This window comes from Stenotrophomonas sp. YJH_SMC_48-3 (assembly GCF_059369375.1).
Window position 1 is genome coordinate 188,100 of the sequence record NZ_JCAFSQ010000009.1, and the last position, 14,425, is coordinate 202,524.

13 protein-coding genes and 1 pseudogene are annotated in these 14,425 nt (G+C 67.3%); 2 read left to right on the forward strand and 12 right to left on the reverse strand.

What is annotated here, in order from left to right; all coding sequences use genetic code 11:
- Window positions 1–78: 78 nt before the first annotated feature.
- The 11 genes from AC5P65_RS15450 to glnA all read right to left on the reverse strand — a co-directional run bounded on the left by AC5P65_RS15450 (window position 79) and on the right by glnA (window position 12,319).
- Entirely contained in the window at window positions 79–705 is a 627-nt protein-coding gene (locus tag AC5P65_RS15450; RefSeq protein WP_111097746.1) for a superoxide dismutase family protein, read from the reverse strand.
- A gap of 32 nt (window positions 706–737) precedes the next feature.
- A complete protein-coding gene (locus AC5P65_RS15455) occupies window positions 738–1,307 on the reverse strand; it encodes a superoxide dismutase family protein (RefSeq protein WP_019661930.1) in 570 nt (189 codons plus the stop codon).
- A 93-nt stretch (window positions 1,308–1,400) separates the two neighbouring features.
- Window positions 1,401–2,849 (reverse strand): nitrogen regulation protein NR(I), encoded by a 1,449-nt coding sequence (ntrC, locus tag AC5P65_RS15460; protein ID WP_111097745.1) that lies wholly within the window; start codon window positions 2,847–2,849, stop codon window positions 1,401–1,403.
- Window positions 2,842–3,903, reverse strand: coding sequence for a two-component system sensor histidine kinase NtrB (locus AC5P65_RS15465; RefSeq protein ID WP_111097744.1), 1,062 nt, complete (start codon window positions 3,901–3,903; stop codon window positions 2,842–2,844). Before AC5P65_RS15465 ends, ntrC begins: the two co-directional genes overlap by 8 nt.
- Before the next feature lie 115 nt (window positions 3,904–4,018).
- Window positions 4,019–6,061 carry a TonB-dependent receptor gene (locus AC5P65_RS15470; RefSeq protein WP_111102896.1) on the reverse strand — a complete coding sequence of 681 codons (2,043 nt, stop codon included), beginning with the start codon at window positions 6,059–6,061 and terminating at the stop codon, window positions 4,019–4,021.
- 103 nt (window positions 6,062–6,164) lie between these two features.
- Complete coding sequence (locus tag AC5P65_RS15475) at window positions 6,165–6,479, reverse strand: hypothetical protein (protein ID WP_021204073.1); 315 nt, start codon at window positions 6,477–6,479, stop codon at window positions 6,165–6,167.
- Between the two features lie 84 nt (window positions 6,480–6,563).
- A complete protein-coding gene (gene mltA / locus AC5P65_RS15480) occupies window positions 6,564–7,739 on the reverse strand; it encodes a murein transglycosylase A (protein ID WP_456115570.1) in 1,176 nt (391 codons plus the stop codon).
- 67 nt (window positions 7,740–7,806) lie between these two features.
- Window positions 7,807–8,553 (reverse strand): N-acetylmuramoyl-L-alanine amidase, encoded by a 747-nt coding sequence (locus AC5P65_RS15485; RefSeq protein WP_111102903.1) that lies wholly within the window; start codon window positions 8,551–8,553, stop codon window positions 7,807–7,809.
- Between the two features lie 221 nt (window positions 8,554–8,774).
- Window positions 8,775–10,202: an ammonium transporter gene (amt, locus tag AC5P65_RS15490; protein ID WP_111097741.1), complete on the reverse strand. Its 1,428-nt coding sequence runs from the start codon at window positions 10,200–10,202 to the stop codon at window positions 8,775–8,777.
- A 22-nt stretch (window positions 10,203–10,224) separates the two neighbouring features.
- Window positions 10,225–10,563, reverse strand: a complete 339-nt coding sequence (locus tag AC5P65_RS15495) for a P-II family nitrogen regulator (RefSeq protein ID WP_004134334.1) — start codon at window positions 10,561–10,563, stop codon at window positions 10,225–10,227.
- A gap of 346 nt (window positions 10,564–10,909) precedes the next feature.
- Window positions 10,910–12,319, reverse strand: coding sequence for a type I glutamate--ammonia ligase (gene glnA, locus AC5P65_RS15500; RefSeq protein ID WP_019661939.1), 1,410 nt, complete (start codon window positions 12,317–12,319; stop codon window positions 10,910–10,912).
- Window positions 12,320–12,543: 224 nt separating this feature from the next.
- On the opposite strand from glnA, the gene AC5P65_RS15505 reads away from it, so the two are divergent.
- Window positions 12,544–13,338, forward strand: a complete 795-nt coding sequence (locus AC5P65_RS15505) for an undecaprenyl-diphosphate phosphatase (RefSeq protein WP_111097740.1) — start codon at window positions 12,544–12,546, stop codon at window positions 13,336–13,338.
- A 73-nt stretch (window positions 13,339–13,411) separates the two neighbouring features.
- Window positions 13,412–14,239 carry an META and DUF4377 domain-containing protein gene (locus AC5P65_RS15510; protein WP_111097739.1) on the forward strand — a complete coding sequence of 276 codons (828 nt, stop codon included), beginning with the start codon at window positions 13,412–13,414 and terminating at the stop codon, window positions 14,237–14,239.
- A gap of 72 nt (window positions 14,240–14,311) precedes the next feature.
- On the opposite strand, the pseudogene AC5P65_RS15515 reads toward AC5P65_RS15510, so the two are convergent.
- Window positions 14,312–14,425: pseudogene (locus tag AC5P65_RS15515) on the reverse strand (IS110 family transposase); the annotation flags it as partial.

Sequence of the window (14,425 nt, forward strand, 5' to 3'; positions counted from 1 at the left end):
GGGCTCGGCTCTACAGGAAGCGATGCAAAGAAAAACGCCGGCTTGCGCCGGCGTTTTCCGTTTCCAGCAAAAGCGTCCTTACGGGGCCTTCTGGATCACCGCACACGCCAGGCGCGCGCCGGCGTTGCCGGTCGGCTGGGTCTTGTAGTCATCCGCAGCGGCGTGGACGATCAGGCCGCGGCCGATGATGTCGAAGTCATCACCCTTGCCGATGTTGACGTTGCTCGACACCGGGCCGTCGATGGTGGCCACGCCCTTGTCGTCGGCCTTGATGTTGGGCATGTCGCCGCCGTGGTGCGGATCGGCCGCCACGCTTCCGTGGTCCTGCTTGCCCGGGTTGAAGTGGCCGCCGGCACTCATGCCGTCCGGCGCGCTGCAGTCGCCCTTCTCGTGGATGTGGAAACCGTGCTCGCTACCCGGCTTCAGGCCCGTAACCTGGCCGGTCACGTGCACCTTGCCATCAACCACCTTGAAGGTGACGCTGCCCTTGGTCTCGTTGCCCTGGGTCGGTGCCAGCTCGGCCGTTGCCGAAGCATCGGCCGCCGGTGCCGCAGCCGGTTCCGGAGTTGCCGCCGGTCCGGTGGTGGCGCCGTCGGCCGGCGCGGCCGGCGGAGTTTCAGTCTGCGGCGTGGCGGGCTGCTGATTACAGGCCGCCAGGCCCAGCGCGGCGATGGCCGCAAACAGCGAAGTGTGGATCAGACGCATTGGAATCTCTCCCTCGATGATGCCTGCAGTGATCAGCGGACGACCCGGATCACGCCACAGGCGATGCGGACGCCGGCATTGCCGGCGGGCTGGCTGCGATAGTCGTCGGCGTTGGCATGCACGACCAGTGCACGTCCGGCGATATCGGTGGCGGCGCCTCCGCCAAGGGTAACGCCCTTGAGGTGGATATCGACGTTGGCGCGGCCCTGGGCGTCGGCACGCAGGTTGTCCATGTCGCCCAGGTGGTGCTTGCCGGTGCCGGCGCGGCCATGCGCAGCGCCACCGGGATTGAAATGATTGCCGGCACTGCTGGCATCCACCGCACTGCAGTCGCCGCGCTCATGGATGTGGAAGCCGGCCTGCTGCATCGGCTGCAGGCCACCGACCAGGCCGGTGATGTGCATGCCGCCGGGCTCCACCATCAGTGCGATGCGGCCACTGACAATGCTGGCCGAGGCCGGCGCGAGATTGGCCTCGCCCTGCTTCGCAGCGCTGACCACGGTCGGCGGCGGCGGGGTGGGCTCGGCTTTCTTCGGCGTACTGCCACAGGCAGACAGCAGCACGGCGGCGGACAACGGCAGGATGGCAAAGGACAGACGCATCGAAGACTCCTTGCAGGTGACACTAAGCGTTGCATCGTCCATGAACGATCAACAGTTCGGCAAGCAGGCGCGAGGACCGCGTGCAGGGACCGTTCAATGGCCCCCGCGGCGGCGGCCAGCGCCCAGCTTGCGGGTAAGGGTATTGCGGCCCAGGCCCAAGCGGGCAGCGGCTTCGGCGCGGCGGCCATGGGTGATCTGAAGCGCCGCTTCCAGCAGCGCATGGTCGACCCGCTCGCGCACCTGCGCATGCAGCCCTTCCACGCCTTCGGCGAGCTGGCGGCGCGCCCATTCGGCCAGCAGCGCTTCCCACTGGCCTGGATCGGCACCGCTGATGCCGCCGCGACCGCCCCGCGTACGGTTCAGCGCGGTATCGACGTCGGCCACGCCGATGGTGTCAGCGGCGGCCAGCGCGGCCATCCGCCAGCACACGTTTTCCAGTTCGCGCACGTTGCCGGGCCAGTCGTGTTCGCGCAGCGCCTGCAGTGCGGCGGCGGTCAGGCGCTTGGGCGGCGTGTCCAGCCTGCGTGCGGCGGCGGCCAGGAAGGTGCTGGCCAGTTGCGCGATGTCCTCGCGGCGCTCGCGCAGCGGCGGCAGCTGCAGGCGCACCACGTCGAGGCGGTGCAGCAGGTCCGCGCGGAACTTCCCCTGCGCGACCAGCCCTTCCAGGTCCTGGTGGGTGGCGGCCACCACGCGCACATCGACGCGGATCAGTTCGCGGCCACCGACGCGGAAGAACTCGCCCTGCGCGAGCACGCGCAGCAACCGGGTCTGCAACGGCAGCGGCATGTCGCCGATCTCATCCAGGAACAGCGTGCCGCCATCGGCCTGCTCGAAGCGGCCGGTATGGCGGCGCTGCGCGCCGGTGAAGGCGCCGGCTTCATGGCCGAACAGCTCACTTTCCAGCAGCTCGGACGGAATGGCAGCAGTATTGAGCGCGACGAACGGCCCATGCGCGCGCGGCGATTCGCGATGCAGTGCATTGGCCACCAGCTCCTTGCCGGTGCCGGTCTCGCCGGTGATCAGCACCGCCAGCGGCGCCTGCGCCAGGCGACCGATGGCGCGGAACAGCGCGCGCATCGGTGGCGTCTCACCCACCAGTTGCGGCGGTTGGTCGCCATGCGCTTCCGGCGCAGGCGTGGGCGCTGCCAGTGCCGGCGCCACCGCCGGCAGCACGCGCTGCGCCAGCGCCACGGCATCGTCCAGGTCGAACGGCTTGGACAGGAATTCATGCGCGCCGCCGCGGAACGCACCGGCCGTGCTGGCCACATCGGTATAGGCCGACATCACGACCACCGGCAGCTGCGGCAACGCGGCCTTGAGCTTGTCCAGCAGCACGAGGCCATCGTCGCCAGGCATGCGCACATCGGTGAACAGCAGCGCCGGCGGCGCGCCTTCGCCCAGGGCCTGCAGGGCTGCCGCAGCGCTGTCGAAATCGACGACCTGGTAGCCCGCCTCGCGCAGCGCGGTGCACAGCACGAAGCGCACGGCACGATCGTCATCGACCACCCAGATGCGCTGCGGGGACGAAGAAGACTCAGACATCGCGCGGGGCCTCCTCGGCCGGGGCGGCGCCACTGACAATCGGCAGCAGCAGGGTGAACACGGTATGACCCGGGCGCGAGCGGTAGGTCAGCGTGCCGCGATGCTCGCGCGCGACCTGCTGGGCCAATGCCAGGCCGAGTCCAGTGCCTTCGGCGCGGCCACTCACCAAGGGCAGGAACAGGTGTTCGGCCAGTTCCTCGGGCACGCCACGGCCGTCGTCGGCGATTTCCAGGCGCAAGGCCAACGTGTGCAGCTGTTCGGCAATGCGCGCGCCATGCTCCACGCGGGTGCGCAGGGTGATGCTGCCGGCACCGGCCTGGATTGCGTTTCGCACCAGGTTCCACACCGCCTGGGTAAGACGGTCGGCGTCGCCACGGAATTCGGGAATGCTGGGGTCGTAGTCGCGCTGCAGGCGTACTGCCCAGCCGGCCTCGTTCTCGGCCAGGCGCAGCACGCGTTCCAGCGAGGCATGGATGTTCAGTTCGGCGTGGGGTGCGGCCGGGGCCGGCGACAGCAGCTGGTCGAGCAGGCCGTTGAGGCGCTCGATCTCCGAGCCGATCAGTTCGATCAGTTCGCGCTCGCTGGCCTCGCGCTGGGCCGCGCGGCGGGCCAGCAGCTGGGCCGCACCCTTCAACCCGGCCAGTGGGTTGCGCAGCTCGTGGGCCAGGCCCTTCAGCGCCGCGCTGAGCGCGCTGGGCAGGGCCTGCGTCGGGTCCAGCCCAGGGAATTCGTCGACCGGATGTGCCTCCAGCAACCAGCCGCCATCGTCGCGGCGGCTCATCCAGCCCTCGGCGAAGCGCGGCGCCTCGCCGGGCACCGCCAGCGCCAACCGGTTCAGGCGCAGGCTGTCGCGCTCATCGCGTGCCAGGAAGTGGGCCAGCGCTTCGCCCTGCACTTCCAGTGCAGCCAGCGGCTGGCCCAGCAGGCGGCGCCCGCTGACACCCAGCCAGCGGCCGAAGGCCGGATTGCAGCCGATGATGCGGCCATCGGCCCCGGCCCAGGCCAGCGGCGTGCCCAGGGCATCGAGGGATGGCGGGGGTGCGGGGTCGGACATTGCACCAATGTAGTGCAAAATGCGGGGTTCGGGGTCAGAGCACGTTCCGCCAGAAAAGGGCTCCGGCCCCCGCCGCAGGTCGAGCGAGCTCGACCACTACCAGATGCGTGGCCGGTTACAGCTTCATGTTGAGGCCGACGAACACACTGCGTCCCGGGGCCGGCGAAAACATCGGGCGGGCGCTGTCCCAGAAGAAGCTGTCGTACCAGGCGTAGGCGTACTGGCGATTGGTGGCGTTCTTCAGCTGCAGGTCCACGCTGAATCGCGGGGTAAGCTGGTAGGCAGCACTGAGGTCGAGCACGGCGAAGCCACCGAACTTGCCGGCTACGTTGCGCTCTTCCAGGTAGTAATCGCCCTGTGCACGCGCCTGCAGGCCCAGCCGCAGCGCATCACCGGCGCGGTAATCCACGCCCAGATTGCTGATGTGGCGCGGGGTGGCAGCCACTTCGCGTCCCTGCAGGGAAACGCCGGCATCGCGGTCGTCGCGGGTGATCTTCGCTTCCTGGTAGGCGTGCGACGCCCACACCGTCCAGTCGTCGCCCAGTTGCAGGCTCAACTGCGCATCCACGCCGCGCCGGCGGGTCTTGCCCAGAATGACCGTGGTTCCGGTGGCCGGCATGTTGGATACCTCGTTTTCCGCGTCCTGCTGCCACACCGCCAGACGTGCCTGGGCGCCCGCGAACGGCTGGAACTTCAGGCCCAGCTCCATGCCGGTGTTGGTGGACGGCTGCATCGGTGCCTGCCCCGGGGTGAGGTAGGCCGGTGCGGTGGAGCCGGTCAGTACCTGGAAGGTGCGGCCCCAGTTCGCGTAGACGTGGGTGGTCTGGCCCAGGGTGTGGATGATGCTCAGCTTGGGCTGGCCGATCGTGCCGTAGTCCTGCAGGCGGCCGCTGACGCCGTTCACCAGATGGGTGCGGCCGCTGAAGCGGTCGACGCGATAGGCCGGCACGATCTTCCAGGCCTCGACGGGCTGGTAGATGGCCTGCACGTAGGCGCCCCAGTTGTCGAAGCTGTGGCGATCATTGTTCTGCACCCGCGCGGGGGGCTGGCTGAAATCGGTGGGTTCAGCGTAGGCGTAGCGCTCGCGGAGGTAGCCGTTGTCCTGCTGCTCGTAGTTCAGGCCACCCTCGACGGTGAGCGTGGGGCTGGCCTGCCAGGTGAGCGTGCCGAGCAGGCCATGCTGCCGCTCGTCCCATACGCGGCGCTGGCGCGGCAGGTTGCCGGTGGGCAGGTCGCTGAAGGTCACGCGACGGTCGTCTTCGTAGCGGTTGTAGTACAGGCGGGTGCCGAAGGTGATTGCGTCGGACAGCTTCATGTCCAGGTGCGCGGCAAGCTGGCGCATGTCGCGGTCATCGCCATCGTTGCCGTTGCGCAGGTCGCTGCCACGGCGGTGCGTGCGCAGCTCGTCGGCGGTCATGAAGCCGGGTTCGTCGGCTTCGTGGTGGTACGCACGCGCGGTCAGGCCCACGCGCAGGCCGTCGTCCAGCGAGCCGTAGAACCACTTGCCGCCCAGCGAATGCTTCTTCGAGGTGTCGTGGTCGCGGTAGCCGTCGCTGGCCTGGGTGCCGACGAAATAGTTCTGCGCGAAGCCATTGGCTTCACGGCCGACTGCCAGCTGTGCATCTCGGGTGTTGTAGCTGCCATAGGCCAGTCGCGCGTCGGTGTAGGTGCCGCCCTGGCGCGTACCGAAGTTCACGTTGCCGCCGATGTTGTGCAGGCCGTAGCGCGGGTCGTTGGTACCGCGCACCACTTCGATGTAGCTGATGTCCAGCGGGAACAGCATGTCGATGAAGCGCTGGTTGCCGCTGTTGACGTTGCTGGGGATGCCGTCAATGAGGGTCTTGATCGCGTTGAGGTAGCCCTCGCCGTTGAAGGCGCGGAAGCTGACCTTGCCCGATTCGGCACCCTGCCGCGTTTCGGTGAGCTGGATGCCGGGCATCTGCCCCAGCAGCTCCCAGCTGTGCGAGACGTTGCGGTCTTCGATCTGGTCCGCGCCGAGCACGTCCACCGAAGTCAGTACCTGGTGCGCACTGAGCTGGCCTTCGCCGTGCTGGTGCACCTGCACCTTGCCGAGGGTGAGCGCGGCATCGGCGGACTGTGCGAAAGCTTCAGGGGCGAACGGCGCGGCCGCCAAGGCGGCCAAAAGGGTGGGAGTCATGGGAGGGGGCGGTTACGGTGAAATGTAATCATATAACATTTCACGTGCCCGCTTTTGCAGCGTCGAGCAAAGCTCGGCGCTACAAGGGCGGGAGCCGGGGGGATTACACCGGGTAGCCGGTGGCTTCCCGTGCCTTCTTCCAGGCGGCTTCGAATTCACGCGCGGAGATTTCGTCGTCCTCGTCGAAATCCAGGAACGACACCGGCTGGTCGGCCAGCAGGAAGCGGTCGTCGCTGTGGGCATGCTCGTCGGCCCAGACCATCCTGGTGCCGTAGATTTCCACCTGCCGCACGATCTTCTCGCCGCGCGCTTCCATCAGCACGTTGCCCTTGCCCAGGCCCGATTCGGCCCAGTGCTTGTAGTACTTCTTTGCGGCGGACTTCGCGCCGGGTTTTGCGTTGTGCTTTGCGTAGGTCATTGCAGGAGCCCTGGCCGCTGGCGCGGCCGGAAAGTGCGGAATGGCGCCATTATCGCCCGACCTCGCAGCGCGCAGGTGGGCGCTTCAGCGGGCCGGCGCTGGCAACGCCACGCCCTTCGGCCACAACATCCAGATGTTGCCCTTCTGCTTCATGTCGCCGGCCAGCTTGCCCGCGGCTTCGCCGCTGCCCCAGTACAGGTCGGCGCGCACTTCGCCGGCGATGGCACCGCCAGTGTCCTGCGCGGCCACCGGGCGCACCACCGGGCTGCCGTCCGGGCGCGTGGTGGACAGCCACAGCAGGCTGCCCAGCGGTACCACGGTGCGATCCACCGCCACGCTGTAGCCGGCGGTGAGCGGTACGTTCAGTGAACCACGCGGACCTTCCGGGCTGTCCGGAGTGCGCACGAAGAACACGTAGCTGGGGTTGCTGCGCAGCAGTTCCGGCACGCGCGCGGGATGGGCCCGGGTCCAGGCGCGGATCGCGTCCATGGTGACGTCTTCCTTCTTCAGCTGGCCCTGGTCCACCAGCCAGCGACCGATCGCGCGATAGGGGTGGCCGTTCTGCTCGGCATAGGCCAGCCGCACCTGCGTGCCATCAGCCAGGCGCACGCGGCCGGACCCTTGGATCTGCAGCAGCTGCAGGTCCATCGGGTCGGTCAGCCAGGCCAGCACCGGCGCCTTTACGCCTTTGGCGGCGATGGTGCCGGCATCGTCATAGGGCTTGAGCACCTTGCCCTCAACCCGCCCGCGCAGGCGCTTGCCCTTCAGTTCCGGGTAGAGGCTGTCCAGCTGCACCACGATCAGATCATCCGGCGTGCCGTACACCGGCACCGTGGCCTTATCGGTACGGGTAAGGCTGCCGGGGTAGATCGGCTCGTAGTAACCGGTGATCAATCCGTCGGCCTGACGGCCACCAGCACGCAGCGCATAGGCATCGAGGTCGCGCTGCAGGAACTGGCGGATCGCGGCCGGGTCCTTGTCTGACACGGCTGCGGCGGTGGCACAGGGCTTGGCCCAGGCAGCGTCGTTCTTCAGGCGGGTGCAGCTGCTGCGCCAGGCAACGAAGCCGGCCTGCAGATCGCTGTTTGAGACCGCTGGCAGGGCTTTCCAGTCGACCTTGGCGTAGGTGGCCGCCGGCGGTGAGGTCGCCGTGGGCGCTTCGGAACCCGTGCGGGGAGCGGTGGTGGCGCAACCGGCGAGCACCGCCGCTGCCAACAGGGTCCAGTGCTTGCGCTTGAAGAAGGTAGCGGAATCGATCATGCCGCCATGGTGGCGGGCCGGCCGCTGGGCGGCAACCCGGCGCGGGGTCAAGCGTTCATGCGCGGAGTCACGGCATCTGCAGCAGCAACGAATGCAGGATGCGGGCGTCCTCGGCATCCAGCGCCTTGGGCAGGTCGTCGCGGCCACGGAAACGGCGGTGGAAGGCGACGACGGTGGCTTCTCGGTTGTCCAGTGGATAGCCGAAGCGGGCCAGCGCATTCCACGCGTCGAAGCCTTTTGGTGCCGCGCCGTCGGCCGCGCGCGGCCACACGCCGAAGCCGGCCTCGGCCAGCTGTTGCCACGGGAAGAAGCGGCTCGGATCCTGCTTGCGCGTCGGTGCCAGGTCGGCGTGGGCGATCACCTGGCGCGGCGGGATGTTCAGGCGGGTGGTTAGGTCACGCAGCAGCACGATCAGCGATTCGATCTGCGCCGCACTGAACGGGCTGCGGCCATCGTTGTCGAGCTCGATGCCGATCGAGGCCGAGTTGAGATCGGTGATGGTGCCCCATCGCCCGGCGCCGGCATGCCAGGCACGGCGCTCATCGGCGACGAGCTGGTAGCGATGGCCATCGGCGCCGATCAGGTAGTGCGCGCTGACCGGTCCACCGCTGTTGGCGGTACGCAGCGTATGCAGGCTCTGCTGCACCGATTTCTGCTCGGTGTGGTGGATGACGATGATGACCGGCGTGCGCGCGTTCTGGTTGGGCGAAGGCACCCAGGTGGCGAGCGGGTTGCGCGTTTCCCGTGGCGTGGAAGCGCAGGCGGCCAGCAACAGGCAGGCCGAGAGCATCAGTGTGGTGCGGATCGGAGGCATGGCCTGATTGTGCGCGATCTGGCGCGAGGGTGCATGTCACAAGAAAGATTCGGTAGATCCACGCCATGCGTGGATGCGCCACTCCGGCCGTGCCAGCCAACGGTCGGCACCCACCAGAGCAGACCCGGACCCTGTGCCAAGCAAGCTTGGCACCTACCAGAACCAGGACAGGGGAAGTGCCGACCAACGGTCGGCACCCACCACGTCAGTACGCCGCTACCTCAGGCCTCGTAGGCAGACTCGCCGTGCGAAGTCACATCCAGGCCAGTGCGCTCTGCTTCTTCGGTCACGCGCAGGCCCACCACGACCTTTACCAGCAGCAGGATGGCCGCGGTCACCACCGCCGACCACAGCACGGTCAGGCCGACGCTGACCACCTGCACCCACACCTGGTGGCCGATATCCAGATCGGCCTTGGTGCCGCCCAGCGACTGCGCGCTGAACACGCCGGTGAGGATCGCGCCGACGATGCCGCCGACACCATGCACACCGAACACGTCGGCGGTGTCGTCCACCTTCAGCAGGCGCTTGAGGCCGGTCACGCCCCACACGCAGATCACGCCGGCGACGAAGCCGATCACGATCGCGCCAAGCGGGCCGACCGTGCCACAGGCCGGGGTGATGCCGACCAGGCCGGCCACCGCACCCGAGGCTGCACCCAGCGCCGACGGCTTGCCCTTGCCGATCGCTTCCACCAGGGTCCAGCCGAGCACGGCGGCGGCGGTGGCCAGCACGGTATTGAGGAAGGCCAGCGAGGCCACCGTATCGGCCGCAGCGGCGGAACCGGCGTTGAAGCCGAACCAGCCTACCCACAGCAGCATGGCGCCTATGTAGGTAAACGGTACGTTGTGCGGCTTCAGCGCGGTCTGGCCGTAGCCCAGGCGCTTGCCGACGAGCCACGCGCCGACCAGGCCGGCCACGCCCGCATTGATGTGGACCACGGTGCCACCGGCGAAGTCGATCGCGCCCAGTTCACCCAGGTAGCCGCCGCCCCAGACGATGTGCGCCATCGGGATGTAGCTGAGGGTGAACCACAGTGCCGAGAACAGCAGTACCGCACGGAACTTGATGCGCTCGGCGAAGGCACCGACGATCAGCGCGGTGGTGATGCCGGCGAAGGTCGACTGGAAGGCGACGAACAGGTAATCCGGCAGGCCCTTGATCGGCGTATTGCCCACCGACTCCGGAGTGAAGCCCTTGAGGAAGGCGAATTTGGTGAACGAGCCGAAGAACGGATTGCCGGCGCTGAACACCGCACTGTAGCCATAGGCCACCCACAGCAGCAGCACCAGCGAGAACACCACCAGGATCTGGCTGAGCACCGACAGCACGTTCTTCGAACGCACCAGGCCGCCATAGAACAGGGCCAGGCCTGGAACCACCATCAACAGCACCAGCAAGGTGGAAGTGAGCATCCAGGCCACGTCACCGTGGTCGAACGCCGGGGCCGTTGCTTCGGCAGCGGCAGGTGCTGCGGCCACCGGGGCCTGCAACGGTTCAACCGCTACGGTTTCGCTCGGCAGCGGCGACACCTGTGCCTGAGCATGGGCGCTGCCCGGCCACGCACCGGCGGCGAACGCGCTGAGCAGCATCAACAGCCACACGACATGGAACCGGGCTTGCCACCCGGTGAGAAGGCGCATCTTCATGGGGGAGTCTCCGGAAGGGGGCTTACAGCGCGTCGGCGCCGATTTCGCCGGTGCGGATGCGGATGACCTGCTCGACAGCGGTCACGAAGATCTTGCCGTCACCGATCTTGCCGGTGCCGGCAGACGACTGGATCGCTTCGATCACCGCGTCGGCACGTTCGTCGGTGACGACGGTTTCGATCTTGATCTTGGGCAGGAAGTCGACAACGTACTCGGCACCGCGATACAGCTCGGTGTGGCCCTTCTGGCGACCGAAGCCTTTCACTTCGGTCACGGTGATGCCCGACACGCCTGCATCGGACAGGGCCTCGCGGACCTCGTCGAGCTTGAACGGTCGGATGATGGCGGAGATCAGTTTCATGCGCATGTCCCGAGGGTGGATGGGGCCAGCGCGCCAGCGCGCGTTGGCATCAGGCAACCACGGGTCATCAGGATGATGACCGTGGCTGTTGCACCGGACACGTACAGGGCCGGGACGGCCGTGCCTCTCTCCTTGCACGACCGACGCGGGAGGGAGGGCGGCCCTGGTCGCGTATCCGGTCTCTCTCTTGCCCCTGGATAAGCGGGCCAATGGCTCGCGTTCCAATGCAGCGGACTGACAGTCCGCTCTACAACGGCGGGCCTGCGCCCGCCCTGCGGCTCCCCAGCCGCGAGAACGGAAGCGATGGCGGCGGGTGGGAGGGGGAACCCACCGCCATCGCGCCCGGTCAGCTCGCGTAGTACAGCTGGTATTCCAGCGGGTGGGTGGCCGCGCGGAACTTGGTCACTTCCTGCATCTTCAGCGCGATGTAGCCGTCGATGAAGTCATCGCTCATCACGCCGCCGGCCTTCAGGAACTCGCGGTCCTTGTCCAGCGCTTCCAGCGCCTGGTCCAGCGAGGAGCAGACCTGCGGGATCAGCTTCTCTTCCTCCGGCGGCAGGTCGTACAGGTCCTTGTCGCTCGGTGCACCCGGGTCGATCTGGTTCTTGATGCCGTCCAGGCCGGCCATCATCAGCGCGGTGAAGGTCAGGTAGCCGGACTGGATCGGGTCGGGGAAGCGCATTTCGATGCGGCGCGCCTTCGGATTGGACACCCACGGAATGCGGCACGAGGCCGAACGGTTGCGGGCCGAGTAGGCCAGCATCACCGGCGCCTCGAAGCCCGGCACCAGGCGCTTGTAACTGTTGGTGCCCGAGTTGGCGAAGGCATTGATGGCCTTGGCGTGCTTGAAGATGCCGCCGATGTACCACAGCGCCAGCTGGCTCAGGCCACCGTAGCCGTCACCGGAGAACAGGTTGGTGCCGCCCTTGGACAGCGACTGGTGCACATGCATGCCGCTGCCGTTGTCACCGACGATCGGCTTGGGCATGAAGGTGACAGTCTTGCCGTTGCGATGCGCGACGTTCTTGATGACGTACTTCATGCGCAGCAGCTCGTCGGCCTTCTGCACCAGGGTGCTGAACTTGGTGCCGATCTCGCACTGGCCGGCGGTGGCCACTTCGTGATGCTGCACTTCCACTTCGATGCCGACCTGTTCGAGGGTCTTGCACATCTCGGCGCGCAGGTCGTGCAGGGTGTCGGTCGGCGGAACCGGGAAGTAGCCGCCCTTCACGCCGGGACGGTAGCCGCTGTTGGCGCCGTCATACTTGGCGCCGCTGTTCCATGCCGCTTCTTCCGAGTCGACCTTGAAGAAGGTGTTGCCCATTTCGTTGGCGAAACGGACCGAGTCGAAGATGAAGAATTCCGGCTCCGGGCCGAAGAACGCGGTTTCGGCGATGCCGGAGGACTTCAGGTAGGCCTCGGCACGCTTGGCGATGCCGCGCGGGCAGCGGCCATAGGCCTGCATGGTGGCCGGATCGAGGATGTCACAGCTGATCACCAGGGTCGGATCGGCGTAGAACGGATCGACGTAGGCGCTGGACGGGTCCGGCAGCAGCACCATGTCCGATTCGTTGATGCCCTTCCAGCCGGCGATCGAGCTGCCGTCGAACATCTTGCCTTCTTCGAACAGCGACGGCTCGACGATGCTGACCGGGAAGGTGACGTGCTGCTCGACGCCACGCATGTCCACGAAACGCAGATCGACGAATTCGATCTGGTTGTCCTTGATCAGCTTCTCAACGTTTTCCACGGACATCGGTACGACCTCGGATGGGGATGAATGCCTGCTGAGGTACAGCAATGACCGTGCCAACTTTTTGCGACCCGCAAGTCGTTGATTTCCCTAAGCCCGCCCCGCACCGGTGCGGAACAGCGCGCACCAAACGGGTGCAGTCGGCAGCAGGCGCACCCGTTTGGTGCAGCAGGGATCGTCTATCCTCTCGACCTTCTTCCTTCCTGCCGCGCGTGCCCGCACCGTCCATGTCCGACCTGCTCTCCGCCCTGCTGCTGGGCATCCTCGAAGGCTTGACCGAATTCCTGCCTATCTCCAGCACCGGCCATCTGCTCATTGCCCAGCACTGGCTGGGTGCCCGCTCGGACTTCTTCAACATCGTCATCCAGGCCGGCGCGATCGTCGCGGTGGTGCTGGTGTTCCGCCAGCGCCTGCTGCAGCTGGCCACCGGCTTCAACCAGCGTGAGAACCGGGAGTATGTATTCAAGCTGGGGGCGGCCTTCCTGGTCACCGCCGTGGTCGGCCTGGTGGTACGCAAAGCCGGCTGGTCGCTGCCGGAGACGGTCAGCCCTGTGGCCTGGGCGCTGATCATCGGCGGTGTCTGGATGCTGCTGGTGGAGGCCTACACCGCGCGCCTGCCTGACCGCGACCAGGTGACCTGGACCGTGGCGATCGGCGTCGGCCTGGCGCAGGTGGTGGCAGGCGTGTTCCCCGGTACCTCGCGCTCGGCCTCGGCGATCTTCCTGGCCATGCTGCTGGGCCTGAGCCGCCGCGCGGCGGCGGCCGAATTCGTGTTCCTGGTCGGCATTCCCACCATGTTCGCCGCCAGTGCCTACACCTTCCTGGAACTGGCCAGGGACGGGCAGCTGGGCAGCGAGAACTGGACCGAGGTGGGCGTGGCCTTCCTTGCCGCGGCCGTCACCGGCTTCGTCGTAGTGAAGTGGCTGATGGGCTACATCAAGTCGCACAGGTTCACGGCCTTCGCCCTCTACCGCATCGCGCTGGGCGCGGCGCTGCTGCTGTGGTTGCCCTCCGGCAGCTGAACAGCACCGGGGCACGGTAACCCCAATGCCAGCCCCACCCCGTTTCCCCCACGGTTCCCCAAGGAGAATCACCATGAACCGCAAGCTCACCCTGCTCCTCCCGCTGGCCCTGATGGCCGCGTGCAGCCAGACCCCGGCCCCGGCCGGCACCGGCGGCGATGACGTGGCCCCGGCCGCGGCCAAGGCAGCGGACCAGCAGACGCTGGCGCATCTGGACGCGCAGCGCCTGCAGAGCCAGCACTGGCTGCTGCAGCAGGCCACCGGCGCCGACGGCAAGCGCATCGACGCGCTGTTCGCCCGCCAGGACAAGCCGGTCACCCTCGACTTCGCTGACGGCCGCCTGTCGGTCAGCAACACCTGCAACCGCATGGGCGGTGGTTACACCTTCGACGCTGGCAAGCTGGCCGTCAGCGCGATGGCCTCGACCATGATGGCCTGCACCGACAAGGCGCTGATGGCGCTGGACGAGGCCGTGTCGAGCCGCCTGCAGGGCGAACTGAAGGCCGAGCAGGATGCCGATGGCAAGCTGACCCTGACCAACGCCAAGGGCGACACGCTGGTCTTCAACCCGGAACCGACCGCTGAAACCCGTTACGGCGGGGCCGGCGAAACCGTGTTTCTGGAAGTGGCCGCGAAGACCGAGAAGTGCTCGCACCCGCTGATCCCGGACTACCAGTGCCTGCAGGTGCGTGAAGTGAAGTTCGACGACAAGGGCCTGAAGCAGGGCGAGCCGGGCAAGTTCGAGAACTTCTACGGCACCATCGAGGGCTACACCCACGAAGACGGCGTGCGCAACGTGGTGCGCGTGAAGCGCTACGAGGTGAAGAACCCGCCGGCCGATGCGCCGTCGCAGGCGTACGTGCTGGACATGGTGGTCGAGTCGGCCATCGAGAAGAAATAAAACGATGGAAGGGCGGCCGCGAGGCCGCCCTTCTTCGTTGTGCGTTGTAGAGCCGAGATCCTATGTTCGCGGTCAAGCCTGCTGGAAGCAGGCTTGACCCACTTTCAGCATGGCTGGGTCAAAGTCCCGACCGCTCTTGAAGACGCCCCAGGCGATCTTGGCCAGCTTCCTGGCCAGGATGTTAAA

Bases quoted from the DNA above. Each gene is read 5' to 3' on its own strand.
- AC5P65_RS15495 (WP_004134334.1), bottom strand. From the start codon at position 10,563: ATGAAACTGATCTCCGCCATCATCCGACCGTTCAAGCTCGACGAGGTC.
- AC5P65_RS15475 (WP_021204073.1), bottom strand. From the start codon at position 6,479: ATGACCTACGCAAAGCACAACGCAAAACCCGGCGCGAAGTCCGCCGCA.
- amt (WP_111097741.1), bottom strand. From the start codon at position 10,202: ATGAAGATGCGCCTTCTCACCGGGTGGCAAGCCCGGTTCCATGTCGTG.
- ntrC (WP_111097745.1), bottom strand. From the start codon at position 2,849: ATGTCTGAGTCTTCTTCGTCCCCGCAGCGCATCTGGGTGGTCGATGAC.
- AC5P65_RS15510 (WP_111097739.1), top strand. From the start codon at position 13,412: ATGAACCGCAAGCTCACCCTGCTCCTCCCGCTGGCCCTGATGGCCGCG.
- AC5P65_RS15450 (WP_111097746.1), bottom strand. From the start codon at position 705: ATGCGTCTGATCCACACTTCGCTGTTTGCGGCCATCGCCGCGCTGGGC.
- mltA (WP_456115570.1), bottom strand. From the start codon at position 7,739: ATGATCGATTCCGCTACCTTCTTCAAGCGCAAGCACTGGACCCTGTTG.
- glnA (WP_019661939.1), bottom strand. From the start codon at position 12,319: ATGTCCGTGGAAAACGTTGAGAAGCTGATCAAGGACAACCAGATCGAA.
- AC5P65_RS15465 (WP_111097744.1), bottom strand. From the start codon at position 3,903: ATGTCCGACCCCGCACCCCCGCCATCCCTCGATGCCCTGGGCACGCCG.
- AC5P65_RS15455 (WP_019661930.1), bottom strand. From the start codon at position 1,307: ATGCGTCTGTCCTTTGCCATCCTGCCGTTGTCCGCCGCCGTGCTGCTG.
- AC5P65_RS15485 (WP_111102903.1), bottom strand. From the start codon at position 8,553: ATGCCTCCGATCCGCACCACACTGATGCTCTCGGCCTGCCTGTTGCTG.
- AC5P65_RS15505 (WP_111097740.1), top strand. From the start codon at position 12,544: ATGTCCGACCTGCTCTCCGCCCTGCTGCTGGGCATCCTCGAAGGCTTG.
- AC5P65_RS15470 (WP_111102896.1), bottom strand. From the start codon at position 6,061: ATGACTCCCACCCTTTTGGCCGCCTTGGCGGCCGCGCCGTTCGCCCCT.